Annotated in this window: 20 protein-coding genes and 1 tRNA gene; 7 read left to right on the top strand and 14 right to left on the bottom strand. The window is 69.9% G+C overall.

Annotated elements, in window-relative coordinates:
* Positions 1-44 precede the first annotated feature (44 nt).
* Together VA596_RS10035 and VA596_RS10040 are read right to left on the bottom strand one after the other, a co-directional pair.
* On the bottom strand, positions 45-779 hold the full coding sequence (locus VA596_RS10035) for an ABC transporter permease (RefSeq protein WP_323325329.1): 735 nt from the start codon (positions 777-779) through the stop codon (positions 45-47).
* Positions 776-1,489, bottom strand: coding sequence for an ABC transporter ATP-binding protein (locus VA596_RS10040; RefSeq protein WP_323325331.1), 714 nt, complete (start codon positions 1,487-1,489; stop codon positions 776-778). The genes VA596_RS10035 and VA596_RS10040 overlap by 4 nt, the downstream gene beginning before the upstream one ends.
* 168 nt (positions 1,490-1,657) lie before the next feature.
* Between VA596_RS10040 and VA596_RS10045 the strand changes: the two genes are divergently transcribed.
* The gene (locus VA596_RS10045) at positions 1,658-3,550 is read left to right on the top strand and encodes a sensor histidine kinase (protein WP_323325333.1); all 1,893 of its coding nucleotides are present in this window, start codon (positions 1,658-1,660) and stop codon (positions 3,548-3,550) included.
* On the top strand, positions 3,547-4,146 hold the full coding sequence (locus VA596_RS10050) for a response regulator transcription factor (protein ID WP_323325760.1): 600 nt from the start codon (positions 3,547-3,549) through the stop codon (positions 4,144-4,146). Before VA596_RS10045 ends, VA596_RS10050 begins: the two co-directional genes overlap by 4 nt.
* Before the next feature lie 60 nt (positions 4,147-4,206).
* On the opposite strand, the gene VA596_RS10055 is transcribed toward VA596_RS10050, so the two are convergent.
* Positions 4,207-5,526 (bottom strand): FAD-dependent oxidoreductase, encoded by a 1,320-nt coding sequence (locus VA596_RS10055; protein ID WP_323325335.1) that lies wholly within the window; start codon positions 5,524-5,526, stop codon positions 4,207-4,209.
* Between the two features lie 112 nt (positions 5,527-5,638).
* On the opposite strand from VA596_RS10055, the gene VA596_RS10060 reads away from it, so the two are divergent.
* The 4 genes from VA596_RS10060 (at position 5,639) to VA596_RS10075 (ending at position 8,115) form a co-directional block, all read left to right on the top strand.
* Entirely contained in the window at positions 5,639-6,283 is a 645-nt protein-coding gene (locus VA596_RS10060) for an aminodeoxychorismate/anthranilate synthase component II (protein WP_323325337.1), read from the top strand.
* The gene (locus VA596_RS10065) at positions 6,280-7,071 is read left to right on the top strand and encodes an ABC transporter ATP-binding protein (RefSeq protein WP_323325339.1); all 792 of its coding nucleotides are present in this window, start codon (positions 6,280-6,282) and stop codon (positions 7,069-7,071) included. The genes VA596_RS10060 and VA596_RS10065 overlap by 4 nt, the downstream gene beginning before the upstream one ends.
* Complete coding sequence (locus tag VA596_RS10070) at positions 7,059-7,700, top strand: hypothetical protein (protein WP_323325341.1); 642 nt, start codon at positions 7,059-7,061, stop codon at positions 7,698-7,700. The genes VA596_RS10065 and VA596_RS10070 overlap by 13 nt, the downstream gene beginning before the upstream one ends.
* Before the next feature lie 100 nt (positions 7,701-7,800).
* A complete protein-coding gene (locus VA596_RS10075; RefSeq protein ID WP_323325343.1) occupies positions 7,801-8,115 on the top strand; it encodes an effector-associated constant component EACC1 in 315 nt (104 codons plus the stop codon).
* A 53-nt stretch (positions 8,116-8,168) separates the two neighbouring features.
* Here the strand turns inward: VA596_RS10075 and pknB are convergent, their stop codons facing one another.
* The 7 genes from pknB to VA596_RS10110 form a co-directional block, all read right to left on the bottom strand.
* Positions 8,169-10,142, bottom strand: a complete 1,974-nt coding sequence (gene pknB / locus VA596_RS10080) for a Stk1 family PASTA domain-containing Ser/Thr kinase (RefSeq protein WP_323325345.1) — start codon at positions 10,140-10,142, stop codon at positions 8,169-8,171.
* Positions 10,139-11,482 (bottom strand): serine/threonine-protein kinase, encoded by a 1,344-nt coding sequence (locus VA596_RS10085; RefSeq protein WP_323325347.1) that lies wholly within the window; start codon positions 11,480-11,482, stop codon positions 10,139-10,141. The genes pknB and VA596_RS10085 overlap by 4 nt, the downstream gene beginning before the upstream one ends.
* 3 nt (positions 11,483-11,485) lie before the next feature.
* A complete protein-coding gene (locus tag VA596_RS10090) occupies positions 11,486-12,955 on the bottom strand; it encodes a peptidoglycan D,D-transpeptidase FtsI family protein (RefSeq protein ID WP_323325349.1) in 1,470 nt (489 codons plus the stop codon).
* On the bottom strand, positions 12,952-14,439 hold the full coding sequence (locus VA596_RS10095; RefSeq protein ID WP_323325351.1) for an FtsW/RodA/SpoVE family cell cycle protein: 1,488 nt from the start codon (positions 14,437-14,439) through the stop codon (positions 12,952-12,954). The genes VA596_RS10090 and VA596_RS10095 overlap by 4 nt, the downstream gene beginning before the upstream one ends.
* Positions 14,439-15,836, bottom strand: coding sequence for a PP2C family protein-serine/threonine phosphatase (locus VA596_RS10100; protein WP_323325354.1), 1,398 nt, complete (start codon positions 15,834-15,836; stop codon positions 14,439-14,441). Before VA596_RS10100 ends, VA596_RS10095 begins: the two co-directional genes overlap by 1 nt.
* Positions 15,833-16,294 carry an FHA domain-containing protein FhaB/FipA gene (locus VA596_RS10105; RefSeq protein ID WP_247059705.1) on the bottom strand — a complete coding sequence of 154 codons (462 nt, stop codon included), beginning with the start codon at positions 16,292-16,294 and terminating at the stop codon, positions 15,833-15,835. The genes VA596_RS10100 and VA596_RS10105 overlap by 4 nt, the downstream gene beginning before the upstream one ends.
* Positions 16,295-16,394: 100 nt before the next feature.
* Entirely contained in the window at positions 16,395-17,633 is a 1,239-nt protein-coding gene (locus VA596_RS10110) for a DUF3662 and FHA domain-containing protein (protein ID WP_323325358.1), read from the bottom strand.
* Between the two features lie 130 nt (positions 17,634-17,763).
* Here VA596_RS10110 and VA596_RS10115 point away from each other — a divergent pair.
* Positions 17,764-17,846 (top strand) — tRNA-Leu (locus VA596_RS10115).
* A 197-nt stretch (positions 17,847-18,043) separates the two neighbouring features.
* Here VA596_RS10115 and VA596_RS10120 read toward each other — a convergent pair.
* The 4 genes from VA596_RS10120 to VA596_RS10135 form a co-directional block, all read right to left on the bottom strand.
* Positions 18,044-18,784 carry a S1 family peptidase gene (locus tag VA596_RS10120; protein ID WP_323325359.1) on the bottom strand — a complete coding sequence of 247 codons (741 nt, stop codon included), beginning with the start codon at positions 18,782-18,784 and terminating at the stop codon, positions 18,044-18,046.
* 116 nt (positions 18,785-18,900) lie between these two features.
* Positions 18,901-19,653, bottom strand: coding sequence for a S1 family peptidase (locus VA596_RS10125; RefSeq protein WP_323325361.1), 753 nt, complete (start codon positions 19,651-19,653; stop codon positions 18,901-18,903).
* Between the two features lie 141 nt (positions 19,654-19,794).
* Positions 19,795-20,550 carry a S1 family peptidase gene (locus VA596_RS10130; protein ID WP_323325363.1) on the bottom strand — a complete coding sequence of 252 codons (756 nt, stop codon included), beginning with the start codon at positions 20,548-20,550 and terminating at the stop codon, positions 19,795-19,797.
* A 100-nt stretch (positions 20,551-20,650) separates the two neighbouring features.
* Positions 20,651-21,025 carry an FKBP-type peptidyl-prolyl cis-trans isomerase gene (locus VA596_RS10135; protein ID WP_323325365.1) on the bottom strand — a complete coding sequence of 125 codons (375 nt, stop codon included), beginning with the start codon at positions 21,023-21,025 and terminating at the stop codon, positions 20,651-20,653.
* Positions 21,026-21,080: the final 55 nt, after the last annotated feature.

A 21,080-nucleotide genomic window follows, 5' to 3' on the forward strand; every position in this document is an offset into this window, starting at 1 on the left:
ACAAGAGAAAACGATGATCATCACCAATATGGCGGAAGACCCGGTCACTCCCAGCGGAAGAGCCGTGCGGCCAATGCCGTCCCGGCTACGGCGAACGCCGCGAGCACCAGCAGCTGCAGCGGCTGGACGCCGGTGCCGACCCAGGCGTCCTGCAGCGGCTGCGAGCCCGGCGGCACGTAGTCGCCGATCCGGCGCAGGACGTCCGGCAGCAGCGGGCGCGGCAGGTAGACGCCGCCGAAGAACATGATGGGGAAGAACGCGATCATCGCGAGCCCGCCGGCGCTCTTCGCGGTGCGGGCGACCGCGGCCGCGATCAGGCCCAGCGCGAACACCGAGACGGCGCCGAGCAGGAGAGTCACCAGGAACGTCAGCGGGTGGCGGGGCAGCGGGACGTCGTAGACGGCGTGCCCCAGCCCGAGCACGAGCACGACGCCCGCCAGCGCGACGGCGACGTGGATCAGCAGCTGCGCGCCCAGCAGGTTCGCCGGGTGGACGGGGGTCGTGGCCAGCCGTCTCAGCACGCCTTGCTCGCGGTAGGTCGCGACGGCGCCCGGGATCGCCTGCAGCGCCAGCATCGCGAGGCTGACGACGATCAGCGACGGCACCCACAGGTCGATGAACCGGAAGCCGGCGGTGACCTCGCTCGGCTGGGTCATGCCGGGAATGGCGCCGATGCCGAGCAGCAGCGCGGGCGGCAGCAGGAGGCCGAACAACGCCCACATCGGCGTGCGCAGGAAGAGTTTCGTTTCGGTGGCGGTGATCTTGGCGAAGGTGTTCACCGGGCACTCCTCGTGAGCGAGACGAACGCGTCGTCCAAAGTGGATTCTCCGGCGGTGGCGCGGAGTTCGGCGGGGGTGCCGGTGGCGACGACGCGGCCGGCGTCGAAGATCGCGACGCGGTCGCAGAGCCGCTCGGCCTCGTCCATGAAGTGCGTGACGAGCAGGACCGTGACCCCGGCGTCGCGGACGGCCTCGACGAGCTTCCAGGTGTCGCGGCGGGCGTGCGGGTCGAGCCCGGTGGTCAGCTCGTCGAGTATCGCCAGCTCGGGGTTCCCGACCAGCGCGAGCGCGATCGACACGCGCTGTTTCTGGCCGCCGGAGAGCTTGCCGAAGTAGCTGCGGGCGTGGTCGCGCAGGTCGAGCCGCTCGAGCAGGAGGTCGACGTCGGCCGGGTCCGGGTAGAAGGAGGCGAACAGCTCCAGCGCCTCACGCACCCGCAGTTTCGCGGGCAGCCGGCTTTCCTGCAGCTGGACGCCGACGCGGCGGGTCAGCGCCGCGCGGTCGGTCGCGGGGTTCAGGCCGAGCACCGACAGCTCGCCGGCGTCGGCCTGGCGGAGGCCCTCGATGCATTCGACCGTGGTGGTCTTCCCGGCGCCGTTCGTGCCGAGGATGCCGAAGATTTCGCCGCGTTCGACGGAGAAGGAAACGCCGTCGACCGCGACCCGGTTGCCGTAGCGCTTGCGGAGGTCGGTGACTTCGATGAGGGGCATGGCTACGAAACTACGAACTCGCGGACGCTCGGAGAATCCTCCTGAATCCCCAGCTCAAGTAGGGTTTTGCTGACGCCGGGGTGGGGCTGGGCCCACCCCCGCCGGGGGCCTTCGGGCAGTGCGCGGACGCGGGCCGATCGGCGAGGATCACCGGGGAAGGAGGTGCCGATGGCCTACGTGCGTGCGGTCGGCCGGGCGTTCGCGCTCGCCGCGTTCGGCTTGCTGAGCTGGCTCGACGTACTGGTCGAGCTGCTCACCTTCGCGCTGCTGTGCCTCGGACTGGTCTTCTTCCTCGGCCCCGCGATCGAGTGGGCCCGGCACCGCTCGGCGACGGCCCGGGTGCTGGCCGGGCGCTGGTGCGGCGTCGAGGTCGAGTCGCCGTACCTGCCCGAACCGCCGGAACCCGAACGAGAGCGCGACGGCTGGTACCGCGACGGCAACACGCTCTACAAGCGCGCGTTCTGGATCCGCTGGAGCCGGCGGCTCACGTGGGTGATGGAGGACCCGGCGGCGCAGCGCGAGTTCGGCTGGCAGCTGGTGAACCCGCTGGTCACGCTGCTGCTGCCGGTATTCGCGCTGCTCGGCGGGCCGCCGGCGCTGCGTGGTTACGGCCACTGGACGCGCTGGTGGATCGGCCGCCGTCCCGGCGCGGTGGCGAAGATCGGCGCGCTGCGGTGGATGCACCAGCGGCTGGACTCGCTCGGCCACCAGCTGGGGATCTTCGCGCTTTCGCTGGTGCTCACGGCGTTCGCGGTGTGGCCGGTGGCCCTGCTGCTCGTGGCTCCGCCGATGGCCGCGCCGGTGGTGCGGTGGAGCCGGGACATCGCGAACACCCTGCGCCGCGAGGTCGGAAACTGGACGGGCGTGCGGATCCCGGCGCCGTACCTGCCGCCGCCGCTCTTGCCGACACCGCGGCCCGACGGGCTTTTCCAGGTGGGCAAACAGCTCTACGAAGAGCCGTGGTGGCCGGTGCAGCTTTCGCGGACGCGGTGGGTGATGCGCGACCGGGCGACCTGGCGCGACGTGCTGGCCGCCGTCGTGCTGCCCCCGGTGACGGCGTTGCTGGCGCTGCCGACGGCCGTGCTGGTGTTCGGCGGTTTCCTCGGCCTGATCGGCCTGTGGATCTGGCGGCCGATCATGGCCACCTGGGACGTCACCTGGCCGTGGTTCTTCGGCGTGCCGTCGGACACCGCGCACGCGCTCCTGCTGACCCCGATCGCGCTCGCCGCGTTCGTCCTCGGGCTCGTCCCGACGACGTTCCTGGCGAAGCAGGCGGCCCGTTTCGCGCGGCTGCTGCTCGGGCCGACCGAGGCGTCCCGGCTCGCCCACCGGGTCGAACGGCTGAAGCAGACGCGCACGGACGTCACGGTCGCGCAAGCCGCGGAGCTGCGGCGGATCGAGCGCGACCTGCACGACGGGATCCAGTCGCGGCTGGTCGCGATGGGGATGAAGCTCGGCGCCGTCGAAGCCTTGGTGGACCACGATCCGGCGGCGGCGAAGAAGCTCGCGGCCGAGCTGCGCTCGGCGTCGGCCGAGGCCCTGACCGAACTGCGGGTGCTGATCCGCGGCATCCACCCGCCGGTGCTGTCCGAACGCGGGCTGCTGGACGCGGTGCGTGCGATCGCGCTGGACAGCCCGCTGAAGGCGGAGGTCACCGGCTCGCTGCCCGGGCGCGTCGAAGAACCGGTGGAGGCGTGCGCGTACTTCGCGGTGTCGGAGTTGCTGGGCAACGCGGCGAAACACGGCTCGCGCCGCGCGACCATCACGGTCTCCTTCGAGGACGGCCTGCTGACGCTGGTGGTGCTCGACGACGGCCCGGGTGGCGCGAACCCGGCGCGCGGCTCGGGCTTGCGCGGGATCGAGCGCCGGCTGGGCGGCTTCGACGGTAGGTTGACGCTGACCAGCCCGATCGGCGGGCCGACGAGCGCGATGGTGGAGGTCCCGTGCCAGATACATCCGGGGCTTCGCCCCGGGCCGGGGGCTTCGCCACCCGGAACCCCCGAGGTGGGCGACCCACCGCCGTCATCGCCGAAGACCAATACCTCCTCCGAGACGGCCTGACGCACCTGCTGACCGCCCACGGCTTCGACATCGTCGCCGCGGTCGGCACCGGCCCGGAACTGGAGTCGGCACTGCGTTCCCACCGGCCGGATGTGTCCATTGTGGACGTCCGGATGCCGCCGACGAACACGGACGAAGGCATCCAGGTGGCCCTCGCGGTCCGCCGTGACCTTCCGGCGTTGCCGATCCTGGTGCTGTCCCAGCACGTCGAGCAGCTGTACGCCCGCGAGCTGCTGGCCGACGGCACCGGCGCGATCGGTTATCTGTTGAAGGACCGCGTGTTCAACGCGGACCAGTTCATCGACGCGGTCCACCGGGTGGCCGCGGGCGGCACGGTGATGGACCCGGAAGTGATCGCCAAACTGGTGGCGGGCAACGCATCCGACCCGCTGGCCGCCCTGACCGCGCGCGAACGCGAGGTCCTGGGCCTGATGGCGGAAGGCTGTTCGAACGCGGCCATCGCGTCCCGGCTGCACTTCAGCGAAGGAGCGGTCGGCAAGCACACGGCGAACATCTTCGCCAAGCTGGCCATCACCGCCTCGGACGACACGAACCGCCGGGTGCTGGCAGTGCTCGCCTACCTCGGCGCGAGCTGAGCTGGTCCGTGGCGGCCACCCCGGCCTACCCGGGAATGGCCGCCACGGCGTTGGGGAAACTCAGGTGCGGGAGACCCGGGTCATCTCCTCGCGCTCCACCACCTTGACGCGCTCGCGGCCCGCCGCGAGGCCCAGTGACTTCTCGTGGGCGTCCAGCTTTCCCCAGCCTTCCCAGGTGGTGAACGGGATTCCGCGCGCGGCCAGGAAGTCCAGGATCGCGTCCGGGGAGTCGTACTTCGGGGCCGTCAGGGTGTCCGCGTCGGTCAGCAGGCTGGCGATCGTCTCGGCCGCGTCGCCCTTGGTGTGTCCGATCAGGCCGATCGGGCCGCGCTTGATCCAGCCCGTCACGTAGACGCCCGGGAGCTGGTTCTCGTCCAGGTCCAGCACGCGGCCGGCCTGGTTCGGGACCACGCCGCCGACGTGGTCGAACGGGAGTTCCGGCAGGTGCGACGACAGGTAGCCCACCGCGCGGTACACCGCCTGGACGTCCCAGTCGTGGAACTCGCCCGTGCCACGGACAGTGCCGTCGCCCGTCAGCTCGGTGCGTTCCGTGCGGAGGCCGGTGACGCGGCCGTCGGCGCCCAGGACCTCCGACGGCGAGTGGAAGAAGTGCAGGTGCAGCCGGCGCGGGCGGGTGCCCGGGTCGCGGATCGCCCACTCCTGCAACGTCTTCACGACCATGTCGATCTGCTTCGACGCCCGCAGCGCGGCGATGCTGCCGTCGTCGAACTCGATGTCCTCGGGGTCGACGATCACCTCGACGTTCGGCGAGTGGTCCAGCTCGCGCAGCTCCAGCGGCGTGAACTTGGCCTGCGCCGGACCGCGGCGGCCGAACACGTGGACGTCCGTCACCGGGCTCGCCTTGAGGCCCTGGTAGACGTTGTCCGGGATGTCCGTGGTCAGCAGCTCGTCGGCCGTCTTCGCGAGGATGCGCGCGACGTCCAGGGCCACGTTGCCGACGCCCAGCACCGCGACCGAAGACGCCTCGAGCGGCCAGGTGCGGGGGACGTCCGGGTGGCCGTCGTACCAGGAGACGAAGTCAGCGGCGCCGTGGCTGCCGTCGAGGTCGACGCCCGGGATGTCGAGCGCGCGGTCGGCGGACGCGCCCGTCGAGAAGATCACCGCGTCGTAGAACTCCTGCAGCTCTTCGAGCTTGATGTCGGTGCCGTAGTCGATGTTGCCCAGCAGCCGGATGTTCGGCTTGTCCAGCACCTTGTGCAGCGCGGTCACGATGCCCTTGATGCGCGGGTGGTCGGGCGCGACGCCGTAGCGGATCAGCCCAAAGGGAGCGGGCATCCGTTCGAACAGGTCGACCGTCACTTCGGCGTCGGACTTGTCCAGGATGTCGGCGGCGTAGATGCCGGCGGGACCAGCGCCCACGACGGCTACGCGAAGGGATCGGCTCACACCCTCCACCGTAAGTTAGGATTACCTAACCTAAAATGTGATTTGCGGTACGGTCCAGCCAGTGGGAGCCGGTAAGCTCGCGGCCATGCGCGTCTTGGTCGTCGACAACTACGACAGCTTCGTTTACAACCTGGTCCAGTACCTGGCCCAGCTCGGCGCCGACTGCACGGTCTGGCGCAACGACGTCGTGGACCTCGACCGCGTCCCGGAGTTCGACGCCGTGCTCGTCTCGCCCGGCCCCGGCACCCCCGAGCGCGCCGGCCAGAGCATGGACGTCATCCGCAAGTGCGCCGAGACGTCGACCCCGATGCTCGGTGTCTGCCTCGGTCACCAGGCGCTCGGTGTCGTCTACGGCGCGACCGTCGACCGCGCGCCCGAGCTGCTGCACGGCAAGACGAGCCAGGTGCGCCACTCCGGCGTCGGCGTCCTGAAGGGTCTGCCGGAGGAGTTCACGGCCACCCGGTACCACTCCTTGACCGTGCTGCCGGAGACGATCCCGGCCGACGTCTTCGAGGTCACCGGCCGCACCGGATCCGGCATCGTGATGGGCATGCGCCACCGCGAGCTGCCGCTGGAAGGCGTCCAGTTCCACCCCGAGTCCGTGCTCACCGAGGGCGGCCACCGGATGCTGGCCAACTGGATGGCTTCGGCCGGCCACCCGGTCGACGCCAAGCGGGTCGCCGAGCTGGAGCGGGCGACGAAGGCGCTGCAGAAGGCCGCCGTTGCGTGATCCGGCTCGAGGGCGTCGGTAAGCGGTACGGGCGCGGGGACTTCGTCCTCCACGACGTCGACCTGGACGTCGAGCCCGGGACTGTCGTGGGCATCCTCGGCACCAACGGTTCCGGCAAGTCGACGCTGCTGCGGATCATGGCCGGCGTCTCGCACGCCACCACCGGCACCGTCACCGGGAGCCCGCGGATCGGGTACCTGCCGGACCGCTTCCCGGCCGGCCAGCGGATGGGCGCGCGCGCCTACCTGCGGCACATGGGACGCATCCGCGGGCTCACCGACCTCTCGGCGATCGACCCGCTGCTCGAGCGGCTGGCGCTGGTCGGCGGCCCGACGGCACCGCTGCGGACGCTGTCGAAGGGCAACGCGCAGAAGGTCGGGCTCGCCCAGGCCGTGCTGGTGCGGCCGGACCTGCTGATCCTCGACGAGCCGTGGTCCGGGCTCGACGTCGCCACGCACGCGATCCTCGGCGAGCTCGTCGACGAGACGCGGGCGCGCGGCGCGAGCGTCGTGTTCACCGACCACCGGCCGCAGGTGGTGCACGACCACGCCGACGTCGTGCACCTGATGGCCGCCGGCCGGCTGACCGCGGAGGACTCCGAGCCGACCACGCGGATCGTGCTGCGCGGGCACGGCACCGACTGGGCGGACGAGCCCGGCGTCCGGCACGCCGTCGCCGAAGGAGCCCAGGTCGTGCTCACCGTCGAGGCCGGTTCGGCCGACGCCGTGCTGCTGCGCGCGCTGAAGGACGGCTGGTCGGTCCGGGAGGTCGCGCCGTGCTCGCGATGACGCGGTATTACCTGGCGCTGCTGGGACATTCGCAGCGGTACCTGCCCGCGTTGCTGGCCTACCTCGCGCTCTGCGTGATCCTCTACGCCGACCCGCACTCGCCGCCGCTGCCGTTGTTCGGGGTGAGCGCCGGCGGGCTGCTGGTCGTGTCGTGCTGGCTGACGATCGCTTTGCTCGACATCGAAGACCCGGTGCAGCGCCTGGTCACCTTGAGCCACGCGCGGCAGTGGCGGCGCGTGATCACCGGCGCCGTCCTCACCGTGCTGGGCTGCTCGCTGGTCCTGACGGTGATCACCGAGGCGTGGTCGGCGCTCAAGTCGTTCAAGATCCAGCCGGCCGCGCTCGGGGTCGGGCTGCTGGCCCACATCGCGTGCGCGCTGCTGGGCATCGCGATCGCCCTGCCGTGCTCGCGGCTGCTGGTGCACCGGATCGGCTGGACGGTGCTCGCCGCCGTGATCACCCTGGTCGTCGTGCTGCTGGCGAAGATTCCGCTGGTCCACCCCCTGCTGCACGCCCTGACCGACGAGGAACCGGTCGGTGGACCGCTGGTGCTGGCGGTGGTCACGTCGGTGGTGGTGCTCGCCGCGAGTTTCCTCGTCGTCTCGCGGCTCGTGCAGCGCCGTTCCTGAGTGCAAGTTGCAATCTTCAATTCCCGGGCCAGGCTTCCCGGGGGTCGTCGAACACGACTAAGGTTCGGGTTCTCTCCGGTTCTGGGCGAAGGGAGACCGGGTGACGGCTGGGATCGTAGCGATCACCGTGCCAAACTCCGATGGCGAGCTTCGAGACCTCGCCGCCTGGTTGCGAGGTGAAGACGAGCTTCGCGGCCGGGTTCAGCTCTTCGACGCCGTTGTCGTCGGCGTCACGAGCACCTCCGCCGTCGTCTTCTGCCGCTCCCTGTTCGCCTGGTTGCGTGGCTGCCAGGCCCGCGTGTCCCTGAAGATCAAGCGCTCGGGCGCGGCCGAAGAACTCGAGATCGACTGCGGCGCCGGCAGTGACGCCGAGCAGGTTCTCGGCGCCGTCCAAGGGTTTCTCGACAAAGCCTGAAACGAAAGAAGGCCCGCACGGTGGGAACCGTGCGGGCCTTCTTCACGCGTCGGTCAGGGCGAACCGGGGGTGGTCGTCGGGAACCCCGTCGGGAAGCCGTTGCCCTCCGAGACCGCCACGGTCACCGGCTGGTCCTTGTCGATCTTGACGCCGGGCTTCACGCTCTGCTGGGTGATCGTGCCTTCCGGCTTGCTGCTGGTCCGGTCGGACTGCTGCTTGAGGTTCTGGGTCCAGCCCATGCTCTGCAGCTTCGACTGGGCCTCGTCGACCGTCATCCCGGACAGGTTCGGCATCTCGATCTGGGTGTCGGTCTGCTCCGGACCGGTCGAAACCGTGAGGGTGATCGTGGTGCCCGCCACCACCGAACCACCGTTCGGGTTCTGGGTGATGACGGTGTCCTTCGGGACCGTGTCCGAAGCCTGCTCGACCTTCTTCGTCTTGAGGCCGAGGGCACGCAGGGCCGAGTCGGCCTGCGAGTACGGCTTGCCCGTGAAGTCCTGGACCTGCTTCAGTTCCTTGGACTTCCCGACGGTGATCTTCACCACGGTGCCCTCGTCGACCTCGGAATCCGCGGTCGGGGTCTGCGACTGCACCACGCCGGCCTGGTTCGGGTCGTCGACCTCGACCTCCGCGGGCGGGTTCGTGTCCAGAGTCAGCTTCGCGTCGGTCAGCGCCTGTCGCGCCTGGTCGCTCGTCTTGCCCTTGAGCTCCGGCACGCGAGCCTTGCCCGGCGCGACACCCACGTACAGCGCGATCTTCGTGCTGGTGCTGACGGTCGTCCCGGCCCCGGGGTCGATCTTGACGACCCGGTTGACGTCGCCCTGTTCGCACTGCGGGCCGCCGTCGGTCGGCTGCACCCCGCAGGTGACGTTCTTGGTCTCGATCGAGGTGAAACCGGCGCCGGTCAGGGTTTCGCGCGCCTGCGGCACCGTCTGGTGCACCACGTCGGGGATCGCGGCCGTGGTGGTGCTGCTCTTGAACGAACCCGACAGCCACATGATCAGCAGCACCGCGCCCAGCACGAACACCGCCGCCAGCACCGCCAGGATCGTCCGGCGGCGACGCTTGGCCTTCGGGTCCTCGTCCTCCGGCTCGGTGTACTCCTCGTAACGCTGCGGCTGCCGCCGGTCGGAGTTCATCACCTGCGTGCGCTCGTCCTCGGACATCACCATCGGCGCGGCCGGGCGCTGGCCCGACAGTGTGCGCACCAGGTCCGAGCGCATCTCGGCGGCCGACTGGTACCGGTTCGCCGGGCCCTTCGCCAGCGCCTTCAGCACGACGGCGTCGAGTTCGGGCGCGACCGCCGGGTTGACCGACGACGGCGGGTTCGGGTCCTCCCGGACGTGCTGGTAGGCCACCGCCACGGGGGAGTCACCGGTGAACGGCGGCTCGCCGGTGATCAGTTCGTACAGCACGCAACCGGCGGCGTAGACGTCGGAACGGGCGTCGACCGACTCACCACGGGCCTGCTCCGGCGACAGGTACTGCGCCGTGCCGATCACCGCGGCGGTCTGGGTCATGGCGGACTGGCCGTCGTGCATCGCGCGCGCGATGCCGAAGTCCATCACCTTGACCGCGCCGTTCTTCGTGATCATCACGTTGGCCGGCTTGACGTCGCGGTGCACGATGCCGTGGCGGTGGGAGAAGTCGAGGGCCGCGCAGACGTCGGCCATGACCTCCATCGCCCGCTTCTGGGACATCGGTCCCTCGGTCTTGACGATGTCGCGCAGCGTCCGGCCTTCGACGAACTCCATGACGATGTACGGCAGCTGCCCGAACTCGGTGTTCGCCTCGCCGGTGTCGTACACCGCGACGATCGCCGGGTGGTTCAGCGCGGCGGAGTTCTGCGCCTCCCGGCGGAAGCGCTCCTGGAACTGCGGGTCCCTGGCGAGGTCGGCTCGGAGGATCTTGATCGCGACTTCCCGGCCGAGACGCACGTCCTGGCCGTGATGGACCTCGGACATGCCTCCGTACCCGAGCGTTTCGCCCAGCTCGTACCGGTTGGAGAGCAGTCTGGGTGTGCTCATCTCTGGATGCCGTTCCATTCCGTCCAAGGTGTGGTCATGATGCCTTGCTGGCCATCGTCGGTCGTGCCGGGAGTATCCGCCGGGTAAGCACTCGAAGCGGGCGGGTCCTCCGCGGGCGGCTGTCTGCCCGGGACCACCTGGCTCGTCGTCTGGCCGTTGTGCTGCGGCGAGCCGGAACTGCCGATCATCTTGGCGATCAGCACGATGCCCGCCACCAGGACGACGAGCAGGATCGCCGCCAGCAGCGCCCACCAGCCCCACTGCGGCTTCTTGCGGGTGACCGGCACCATGACCGGCCCCATCGCGGGCCGTGACGGCGGCCCGATGACGGGCATCGGGTTCATCGCGGGCGACGGCGGCCCGATCGGCATGTGCGGCGGCTGCTGCTGCGGAATCTGCTGCGACACCGGCTGTTGCTGAACGGGTTGCTGCTGGACCGGCTGCTGCTGGATCGGTTGCTGCCCGGTCGAATAGGACGCGTTGACCAGCCCGGACGGCGCCGGCAGCGGCAGCCCGGCGCGCACCGCGGCGACAGCGGACGCGAACTCGCCGCCGCTGTTGTAGCGCTGGCGCGGGTCCTTCACCAGGGTCGCCTCGATCACCGCGCGGGCGGCGGGCGGGACGTCCGGCGGCAGCGGCGGCGCCATGTCGCGGATGTGCATCATCGCGACGGTCACGGCGTTCTCGGACAGGAACGGCCGGTGCCCGGCGAGGCATTCGTAACCGCACACCGCGAGCGAGTAGACGTCGGACGCCGGCTCGGCCGGGTGCCCGAGCGCCTGCTCCGGCGCGATGTAGTGCGCCGTGCCCATGACCATGCCGGACCGGGTGACCGGGGCCGCGTCGGCCGCCTTCGCGACGCCGAAGTCGGTGATCTTCACCTGGCCCGCCGGGGTTACCAGGATGTTGCCCGGCTTGACGTCGCGGTGGACCAGACCCTGTTCGTGCGCGGCCTGCAGCGCGTTGCCCGCCTGCTCCAGCATGTCGAGCGTGAACTCCGCCGACAGCCGGCCGTGCTTGGCGAGCAACCCGGCCAGCGGGTCGCCGTCGACGAGCTCCATCACCAGGTACGCGATCGACAGGTCGCCGTCGAAGATGGTCTCGCCGTAGTCGTGCACCGCGGCGATGCCCGGGTGGTTCAGGGACGCCGTCATCCGCGCTTCCGTGCGGAAGCGGTGGAGGAACTCGGCGTCGCCGGACAGCTCGGACTTGAGGATCTTGACCGCGACGGTCCGGTCGAGCCGGGTGTCGCTGGCCTGCCAGACCTCGCCCATCCCGCCGACGGCGATCCGGCTCGTCAGCTTGTAGCGCTCGGCCAGCAGGTGACCGGAGGACAGCATGCGCTATCCACCCCCGAGTTTCGCGTTGATCGCCGCGCGGCCGATTTCGGCGGCGACCGAGCCGCCGGTGGCCGCGAGCCCGCGGTTACCACCGTCTTCGACGATCACGGCGACCGCGATCTTCGGGTCGTTCGCCGGGGCGAACGCGGTGTACCAGGCGTGCGGGGCGGTGTTCTTGGAGTCCGTGCCGTGCTCGGCGGTGCCGGTCTTCGACGCGATCTGGATGTCCGGGCGCTTGCCGCCGCCCTTGGTGAAGCCCTCGGAAGCGATCATCATGTCCTTGAGGATCGCGGCATTCGACGACGACAGCGCCGGTGTGCCGGTGAGCTCGGTGGGGCTGTAGTCCTCGATGGTGGACAGGTCAGGTGCCAGGACCGACTGGACCAGCTGCGGTTTCATCGCCATCCCGTTGTTGGCCACGGTCGCGGCGAGCAGGCAGTCCTGCAGCGGGGTGAGCCGCACGTCGCGCTGGCCGATGCCACTCTGGTACAGCGCGCCCTGGGAGTCCAGCGGTCCGACGGTGGACGGCGCGACCTTCATCGGCACGGTCAGGTCCGTCTGCCCGATGCCGTAGTTGCTCGCGGTCTTCTTCATCTTGTCGGCACCGAGCTGACCGGCGAACTCCGCGAACGGCACGTTGCAGGAGTGCGCGAGCGCGTCCTTGAACGTGGCGCCCGGGCAGGCTTCGCCGGCGTAGTTCTCCAGGGTGATGCTCGTGCCGGGCAGCTTCGTGTTCGGCGCCGGGTTGACCGGGGTGTCCGGGCCCTTGCCGTCCTCGAGCGCGGCCGCGGCGGTGACCAGCTTGAACGTCGACCCCGGCGGGTAGGTCTCCGAGATCGCCCGGTTCAGCATGGGGTTCTTGTCGTTCTTGATGTTCGCGTTCCAGGCGTCGATCTGCGTCTTCGACGTGTGGGACGCGAGCAGGTTCGGGTCGTACGACGGCGTCGAGACCATCGCCAGGATCCGGCCGGTGCTGGGCTCCAGCGCGACGACGGCGCCGGTGTAGTTCCGCTGCGTCATCAGGTCGTAGGCGGCCTTCTGGACGGCCGGGTCGATGGTCAGCCGGACGTTGCCACCACTCGGGTCGCGGCCGGTGACCATGTCCGACAGCCGCCGGACGAACAGCCGCGGGTCCGAGCCGTTCAGCACGTCGTCCTCGGCGCGCTCGAGGCCGCCGGAGCCGTAGTTGATCGAGTAGTAGCCGGTGACCGGCGCGTACATCGGGCCGTCGACGTACGAGCGGATGTACTTGTACTTGTCGTTCGACGAGTCGACCTTCGCCAGCACCTCACCGTTCGCCTGCGACACGATCTGGCCGCGGCGGCGCGCGAACTCGTCGTAGAGCACTCGGGCGTTGCGGGAATCGGTGCGGTAGTCGTCGGCCTTCACCACCTGGATGTAGGTGGCGTTGGCCAGCAGCAGGACGACCATCACGAGCATCGCCATGCCGACCTTGCGGAGCGGGGTGTTCATGCCTGAGCGCCTCCGTTCGCCGACGGCGGGCGCTGCACGAGCACGGTGTGCGCCTCGGCGATCGGCGCCTGCGGCTGCTGGGGCTTCGAGCGGGTGCCGGGCCTGCGGGCGGCGTCGGAGATCCGGAGCAGCAGGGCGACCAGGATGTAGTTCGCCAGCAGCGACGAACCACCCTTCGACAGGAACGGGGCGGTGATACCGGTCTCCGGGATGAGTTTCGTGACCCCGCCGACGACGACGAAGATCTGCATGACCATGGTGAACGCCAGCCCGCCGCCGAGCAGCTTGCCGAACGTGTCGCGCACGGCGAGCGCGCTCCGCATGCCGCGCATCGCCACCATCAAGTACAGCATCAGGACCGCGGCCAGCCCGATGAAGCCGAGCTCTTCGCCGATCGACGCGGTGATGAAGTCGGTGGCCGCCTCGGGCACCATGTCCGGCCGGCCCGCGCCGAGGCCGGTGCCGCCGACGCCGCCGGTGCCGAGCCCGAACAGGCCCTGGGCGAGCTGGTAGCCGCCGCCCGGCTCGTCGTACGTCGCGAGCGGGTCGAGCCAGTTGGCGACGCGCTGCTGGACGTGCCCGAAGAGGTTGTAGGCGATCACGCAGCCCACGACGAAGAAGCTCAGCCCGAGCACGACCCAGATGGCCCGCTCGGTCGCCACGTAGAGCATCACCAGGATGACGCTGAAGAACAGCAGCGACGTGCCGAGGTCCTTCTCGAAGACCAGGACGCCGATGCAGACGACGGCGGCGATCAGGATCGGGCCGAGGTCACGGGCCCGCGGCAGCTCGACGCCGAGGAACTTCTTGCCCGCCACCATGAACAGGTCGCGCTTCGACACCAGGAACGAGGCGAAGAAGATCATCAGCAGGATCTTCGCGAACTCGCCCGGCTGGATCGAGAAGAACGGCAGCTTCAGCCACACCTTGGCGCCGTTGACCTCGGACAGGCTCGACGGCAGCAGCGCGGGCAGCGCCAGCGCGACGATGCCGATCAGGCCGGCGGTGTAGCCGTAGCGGGTCAGCGTGCGGTGGTCGTTGACGACGACCAGCACCACGATGAACAGCGCCAGCGACACGACGGTGAACAACACCTGCTTGGTGACGTCCGGCGAGAAGTCCTTGCCGTTCTGCAGCGCCTTCTCGGCCTGGGCCAGGTCGATCCGGTGGATCATGACCAGGCCGATGCCGTTGAGCAGCGCGACGCAGGGGAGCAGCACCGGGTCCGCGTACGGCGCCCACTTGCGCACCGCGAGGTGCGCCCCGGTCAGCACGCCCAGGTAGGCGAGCCCGAGCCAGAGGATCGACGCGGTGAGTTCCTGCTCCTGGTTCGCCTCCACCAGGACCAACGCGATGGTCACGATGAAGGCCGCGAACCCCAGCAGCACCAGTTCGGTGTTGCGCCGGGTCGGGACGTCGCGCGGCGGGTTCGTCTGGAACTGCGCCGCGAGCGGCTCGGCGGTGTTCGCGGCAGGCTGGCCCATCAGTTACCGCCTCCCGTCGTCGGTGCCGTCGAACTCGGCGTCGAGCAGTCCCTCCCCGCAGGCTGGTTCGCCGACGACGGAGCAGTGGATCCGGCCGGTGCCGACGGAGTCGTCGTCGGCGTGACCGAAGGCGTCGGCGTCGAGGACGGCTGGGTCCCCGCCGGCGCGCAGTTGTTCAAGCGCTTGTGCAGCTGCAGGAAGTCGTCGATGTACTTCCGGGCGTCGTCGAGGCTGTCCTTCTTGACGCCGTTCTGCACCGCCAGCCGCGCGTCCTCCTGGAGCTGGTTGACGCGCAGCTTGTCCGTGCACACCTGGTTGGGCGGGCACGAGCCCTGCTCGTAGGTGTGCAGGTCGATGCCGAGGATGCTGCCGGGGACGCCGCGGTAGATCACGACCTCCTGGTCCGCACCTTCGCCGACATAGTACTGACTCAGCACGAAGTAGCGGGTGGCGATGGCGGCCGCGGCGAGCACCACGAGCACCACCAGCGCGCCGGCCAGCCAGCGGAACCGCTTCCGGCGCTTGGCCTTCGGGTCCACGGTGGGCTGCGGCAGCTCCGGACGCGGCTGCGGCGGGGGCTGGGTCAGCGCCCTGGCCCGCGCCGCGGGCGAGTCGCCCTGGTGCCGCTCGTCGCTGCCGTCCCCGGCGGCGCCGCCCACGATGGGCGCGTCCTCACCGAAGTCGACGTCGACGACGTCGGCGATGATCACCGTGACGTTGTCGGTGCCGCCGCCCTTGAGGGCCAGCTCGATCATCCGGTCCGCGCACTGCTGCGGGTCCTTGATCTGCACGGCCTCCGCGAGCGTCTCGTCGCTGACCATCCCGGACAGGCCGTCCGAGCAGATCAGGTACCGGTCACCGGGACGCGCTTCGCGCACGGTGAGGCTCGGCTCGACCTCGTGCCCGGTCAGCGCCTTCAGCAACAGCGACCGCTGGGGGTGCACCGCCGCTTCCTCGGGCGTGATCCGGCCCTGTTCGAGCAGTTCGTTGACGAAGCTGTCGTCGCGCGTGATCTGCGCGAACTGACCGCTCCGCAACAGGTAGGCGCGGGAGTCGCCGACGTGCACCAAGCCCAGCCGGGTCCCGGCGAACAGGACGGCGGTGAGCGTGGTGCCCATCCCGTCGAGGTCGGGGTCCTGCGACACGAGCTCGGCGATCGCGGCGTTGCCGTTCGCCACCGCCTCGCGCAGCTGGGCGAGGAGGTCGTCACCCGGCTCGTCGTCGTCGAGCGGGGCGAGGGAGGCGATGACGACCTTGCTGGCCACTTCGCCCGCCGCATGCCCACCCATGCCGTCGGCGAGCGCGAGCAGGCGAGGGCCGGCGTACACGGAGTCCTGGTTGCTCGAACGCACCAGGCCCCGGTCGCTGCGGGCTGCATAGCGGAGGACGAGAGTCATGGGCGAAGCTCGATCACCGTCTTGCCGATCCGGATGGGGACTCCGAGCGGGACCCGGAGGGGTGCAGTGACCTTAGCCCGGTCGAGATAGGTCCCGTTCGTCGAGCCCAGATCTTCCACGTACCAGTCCTCACCGCGCTGGGCGATCCGTGCGTGCCGGGTCGACGCGTAGTCGTCGTCGAGCACCAGTGTCGAGTCGTCGGCGCGGCCGATCAGGATCGGCCTGCCGTCCAGCGCGATGCGGGTCCCGGCGAGCGCGCCGTGGGTCACCAGCAGCTGCTGCGGAGACTTCCCGCCGCGCGGCTTCTTCTCCTTCTTGCGGCCGAAGGTCGGCACCTGGACACGCATGCCGGACGCCGCGTAGAGGTCCGAGCGGACGACTCTGAGCGCGGCGAACACGAAGAGCCAGAGCAGCACGAGGAAGCCCACCCTGGTGAGTTGTACGACCAGCTCTGGCACTTGGTGTGTCCGCTCCCGACTCTTCCGTGCAGCCGCGACGCGGGTACGCCGCGGTCCCCCCGCACGTCAATTCTGCGGGAACAGTATTTCGCGCCCGGAGTCAGCCCTGTGTACGGAACACCAGGGACGAATGCCCCACCCGGATGACGTCACCGTCCGCGAGCTGCCAGGTCTGCACCGGAGTGCCGTTCACGGTCGTGCCGTTCGTCGACCCGATGTCGGCGAGCGTCGCGCTCTGCCCGTCCCAGGTGATCTCCAGGTGCCGGCGCGAGACGCCGGTGTCGGGCAGCCGGAAGTCGGCGTCCTGGCCGCGGCCCACGACGTTGCCACCCTGCTTCAGGGAGTACGTCCGGTTCGAGCCGTCGTCCAGCTGCAGGCTCGCGGCGAGCTGACGCCCGGCCGCGGGCTGGCCGTAGCCGCCCTGCTGCTGCGCGTACGGGTCGCCGGCCGGCTGGCCGTACGCCTGCTGCTGGCCGTACTGGTCGTAACCGCCCTGCTGCTGCCCGCCGTACTGGTCGTACCCGGGCGCCTGCTGCTGGCCGCCGTACTGGTCGTAGCCACCCTGCTGGTAGCCGCCCTGCTCGTAGCCACCCTGCTGGGGCTGGGCGTACCCGCCCTGGTCGTAGCCACCGCCCTGGGGCTGGGCGTAGCCACCTTGGTCGTAACCACCCTGCTGGGGCTGCTGGGCGTAACCCTGGTCGTAACCGCCCTGCTGCTGGGCGTAACCCTGGTCGTAGGCCCCACCCTGCTGCGGCTGGCCGTACTGGTCGTAGCCGCCCTGCTGCTGGCCATAACCCTGGTCGTACCCGGGCTGCTGGCCACCCTGCTGTCCGTAGCCGTATTGGCCCTGCTGGCCGTACGGGTCACCCTGGTCGTATTGGCCGTAGCCGGGGGGCTGGCTCATTGCTGGGTCTCCTGCGTTGCTGGGTCGTGCCGACCGTGGTGAACCGGCGCCTGCGGGGCGGGCGTCGGGATCGACGGACGAACGGGTCTTGAACTGTCCAGTATGCAGCGCCTCGTTGCGCTCGAGTGATACGACGACGTCACCATAGGTGTCCAGGCCCTCGGCGGCGAGGTGTTCCGCCACTGCCTTGGCCAGCACCTGGGTGACGCGTTGCTCGTCACCGGCCATGCGCTCGTGGTCAGCCGTCCCCAAGGACACGATGTAGTGATTCGGGGCGAGCTGCCGACCGCCTGCCAGCTCACGAACGTTCTCCTCACTCTCCCGCTCGAGCGCGATCGCCACTTCCTGCGTGACGACGTTGCCACCGAACATGCGCGCGAAAGTGTTCCCCACCAGGTTCTCGAGTCGCCTGTCGAACTTTTCAGCGCGGCCCACCGGGGAAAACCTCCTCACACGTGTGCTTCCGCACCGATCCTATCCGGGAGAGCGAGCCTCGACACGGCCCCCGGTGAAACCCGTGCGAACGACCTGCTAGTGTTCTCCTCGCTGCCGCAAGGAAGTACTCGGGCGAGTGGCGGAATGGCAGACGCGCACGGTTCAGGTCCGTGTGTCCGAAAGGACGTGAGGGTTCAACTCCCTCCTCGCCCACGCTGTTCAGAGGCCCCGACGCTAGCGCGTCGGGGCCTCTTCCCGTTGTCCTTATTCCTCCCGGGGGGCCGAGCCCCCCGGACCCCCCACGGTGCCTCTGGTGGCGGTTCCAGCGTGGTTCAGGGGGGTTGGGGGGTGGTGAATATCACCCGTTTGGCTCTGCGTGGTGTTCGCTTACGGCTTAGGTCGGGGTGTATTTAGGCCGTTGTCTTGGTGATCCAGTCTGCTAGGACGTCTGTCCGGGACGTGGTTTCTATGCCTGCGTGCGGGCAGCCTGGGCCGGTTGCCTCCAGGGCTACTAGGCCTGCTTCTGTGAAGTACGGGGCTCCTGAGTCGTATGTGCAGGCGCTTGTGGTGATTGCGGGGGCTGTGCCGCGGACTCCGAGCGTGGTGGGCGCTACGTTCGCTACCGCCACCGTGCCTTGCTGCATTCGGGTTGCTGGTTTGGGGTTTGTGCTGGTCAGGCTGCCCCAGCCCGCCAGGGTTAGCTGGTCGCCTACCTTCGGGAGCGCTCGGTTCAGTTGTAGGGCTTTTACCGTGCTTACCGGGGTGTCCAGGTGGGCTAGGGCTACGTCGTTCTCCTTGGCCTGGATCACCTCGGTTACCTTGCGGGCTACGCCTGACTCCGTTGCCTCGTCCGTTAGCCCGAGGGTTGCTGTGGTGGGGTAGGGGACCTTGCCTGAGACGCGGTTGCGGTTCGCGTCGTGGAAGCAGTGGCCTGTGGTCAGGAGCCAGCCAGGGGCGACCAGCGCGCCCGTGCAGAAGCTGCTGTACGTCGAACCGTCCGGGCGGGGGATCTTCGTCATCGCGAGCTTCGCGACGAACCCGAACTGCCCCGGGGGGACGTCCGTGCCATTGGCGATCCCTGGCGCGGCCAAGGCGGCAGGGGCGGCGGTGGTGGTCAGGACAACAGCGGCTAGCAGGGCGCGCAGGCGCATTCTTCCCCTTCGTCGACTTGATGATCGACGTTCGAGGTTATTGCCGGCGCCCCGCTGAGGGGAATTCCCTGGCCGGGCGTCACCCGGTGGACCACCGGGTGACGCCCGGAAGGAGGTCAGCCCGTGTGCGAAGCGATCCAATCCGCGACGACGTCCGCGCGCGAGGTCGTCTCGAGCTGGTTGTGGGGGCAGTCCGGGCCGGTCGACTCCACCGAGACCAGCTGGCCGCCGGAGCCGGCCGCGACGAAGTACGGCGCACCCGAGTCGTACACGCAGGCGCTCGTCGTCGACGTCGGCGCGACACCCTGCACGCCCAGGTTGGCCGCCGTCACCTGGCCGACCTTCACCGTGCCCTGCTGCAGCTTCGTAGACGGCGTCGGGTTGGTGGCCGTGAGGCTGCCCCAGCCGGCGAGCGTCAGCAGCTGGCCGACCGACGGCGTCACCCGGTTGACCGTCAGCGGCGTGATGCCGGTGACGTCGGCGTCGAGGGTGGCGATCGCGATGTCGTTCGCGGCGGCCTGGTAGACGGTCACCACGTTGCGCGTCACGCCGGGCGTGCTCTGGTCGACCGTGCCGAGCAGCACCGACGTCGGGTACGGCACCGGGCCGGAGACGCGGTTGCGGTTGGCGTCGTGGAAGCAGTGCCCGGCGGTGATGATCCAGCCGGGCGCGATCAGCGCGCCCGAGCAGGCGCTGTTGTACCGGGAGCCGTCGGGCTTCGGGATGTTCGTCATCGTGAGCTTCGCGGCGAACTGGAACTGGCCCGCCGGGACGTCGGAACCGTTGGCCACGGCCGACGCCGGTCCCGCGGTGGCGAGGCCGGCGGCGAGGGTCAGAAGGGCAGCGGAAAGCACAGCGCGAACGCGCATCGGTGGATCCCCCTTGTCACGCACCGGCGGCTCGCGCCGGTGATCACCTTCGAGCGTAGCGACGCCCGCGGGGTCGGATAGGCGCTGCTTGGAGTAACAAAACGGCCCCCGGCGCGGTGCCGGGGGCCGTTTTGCCGGGAATCAGCCGATGTGAGAAGCGATCCAGTCCGCGACGACGTCGGCACGCGCCGTCGTCTCGGCCTGGTCGTGGGGGCAGTCCGGGCCGTCGCTCTCGATGGAGACCAGGCGGCCGCCGCCCTTGCCCGTCGGCACGAAGTACGGGGCGCCCGAGTCGTAGGTGCACGCGCTCGTCGTCGACGTCGGGGCGAAGCCCTGCACGCCGGTGTACAGCGGGTCGACCGACGCGACCTTCATCAAGCCCTGCTGCAGCTTCGTGCCCGGCGTCGGGTCGACCGACGTCAGGCTGCCCCAGCCGGCGAGCACGACCTTCTGGCCCACGACCGGCGCCTTGCGGGCGACCGACAGCGGCTCGATGCCGAAGACCGGCTTGTCGAGCTCGGCGATCGCGATGTCGTTGCTCGGTGACTGGTACACCGTGACGACGTTGCGGGTGACCCCCGGCTTGTCCACGGTCGTCGTGCCCAGCAGCACGGACGTCGCGTAGGGAACCGGGCCGGAGACCGGGTTGCGGGCCGCGTCGTGGAAGCAGTGGCCGGCGGTGATGATCCACTTCTTGGCGATCAGCGAACCCGAGCACGCGCTGTTGTACTTCGTGCCGTCGGTGCGCGGGATGTCCGTCATGGTCAGCTTCGCGGCGAACTTGAACGTCCCCTGCGGGACGTCGGCGCCGTTGGCCACGGCCGAAGCCGGAGCGGCGGTGACGACCGCCGCGGCGAGCGCGAAAAGACTCGCGGAAAGCAGAGCGCGGATGCGCATTCTCAACCCCCTGGTTGGGCCGGCTTCCGGCCGGCGATGGGGGCGAGGGTAGCGAAACCCGGTGCGGCGGTGGCGGGAAGTCCCGCCACCGCCGGGGAAGTCAGTTCACGCCGACCAGGTCGACGACGAAGATGAGGGTCTCGCCGGGCTTGATGACGCCGCCCGCGCCGCGCTCGCCGTAGGCCAGGTGCGGCGGGATGACGAGCTTGCGCCGTCCGCCGATCTTCATCCCGGCGACACCCTGGTCCCAGCCGGAGATGACCTGGCCGGCGCCGAGGCCGAAGCGCAGCGGCTCGCCGCGGTTCCAGGAGGCGTCGAACTCCTCGCCGGTCGAGTGCGAGACACCGACGTAGTGCACGGTGACGGACTTGCCGGGCGTGGCCTCCGCACCGTCACCGACCGTGATGTCGGTGATTTCGAGGTCGGCCGGCGGGGTGCCGTCCGGGCGGTCGATTTGGGGCTTTTCCAAGGTCATGGCAGCCACCGTACCCACGCGCGCGAGGCTGCGCCGTTCGGACTACGCCCAAGGA

Source organism: Amycolatopsis heterodermiae, assembly GCF_034929455.1.
GTDB lineage: Bacteria > Actinomycetota > Actinomycetes > Mycobacteriales > Pseudonocardiaceae > Amycolatopsis > Amycolatopsis heterodermiae.

What these genes read in the sequence shown, in the direction of transcription:
- VA596_RS10040 (WP_323325331.1), bottom strand. Translation starts at nt 1,489, where the DNA reads ATGCCCCTCATCGAAGTCACCGACCTCCGCAAGCGCTACGGCAACCGG.
- VA596_RS10045 (WP_323325333.1), top strand. Translation starts at nt 1,658, where the DNA reads ATGGCCTACGTGCGTGCGGTCGGCCGGGCGTTCGCGCTCGCCGCGTTC.
- VA596_RS10060 (WP_323325337.1), top strand. Translation starts at nt 5,639, where the DNA reads ATGCGCGTCTTGGTCGTCGACAACTACGACAGCTTCGTTTACAACCTG.
- pknB (WP_323325345.1), bottom strand. Translation starts at nt 10,142, where the DNA reads ATGAGCACACCCAGACTGCTCTCCAACCGGTACGAGCTGGGCGAAACG.
- VA596_RS10085 (WP_323325347.1), bottom strand. Translation starts at nt 11,482, where the DNA reads ATGCTGTCCTCCGGTCACCTGCTGGCCGAGCGCTACAAGCTGACGAGC.
- VA596_RS10090 (WP_323325349.1), bottom strand. Translation starts at nt 12,955, where the DNA reads ATGAACACCCCGCTCCGCAAGGTCGGCATGGCGATGCTCGTGATGGTC.
- VA596_RS10095 (WP_323325351.1), bottom strand. Translation starts at nt 14,439, where the DNA reads ATGGGCCAGCCTGCCGCGAACACCGCCGAGCCGCTCGCGGCGCAGTTC.
- VA596_RS10100 (WP_323325354.1), bottom strand. Translation starts at nt 15,836, where the DNA reads ATGACTCTCGTCCTCCGCTATGCAGCCCGCAGCGACCGGGGCCTGGTG.
- VA596_RS10120 (WP_323325359.1), bottom strand. Translation starts at nt 18,784, where the DNA reads ATGCGCCTGCGCGCCCTGCTAGCCGCTGTTGTCCTGACCACCACCGCC.
- VA596_RS10125 (WP_323325361.1), bottom strand. Translation starts at nt 19,653, where the DNA reads ATGCGCGTTCGCGCTGTGCTTTCCGCTGCCCTTCTGACCCTCGCCGCC.
- VA596_RS10130 (WP_323325363.1), bottom strand. Translation starts at nt 20,550, where the DNA reads ATGCGCATCCGCGCTCTGCTTTCCGCGAGTCTTTTCGCGCTCGCCGCG.
- VA596_RS10135 (WP_323325365.1), bottom strand. Translation starts at nt 21,025, where the DNA reads ATGACCTTGGAAAAGCCCCAAATCGACCGCCCGGACGGCACCCCGCCG.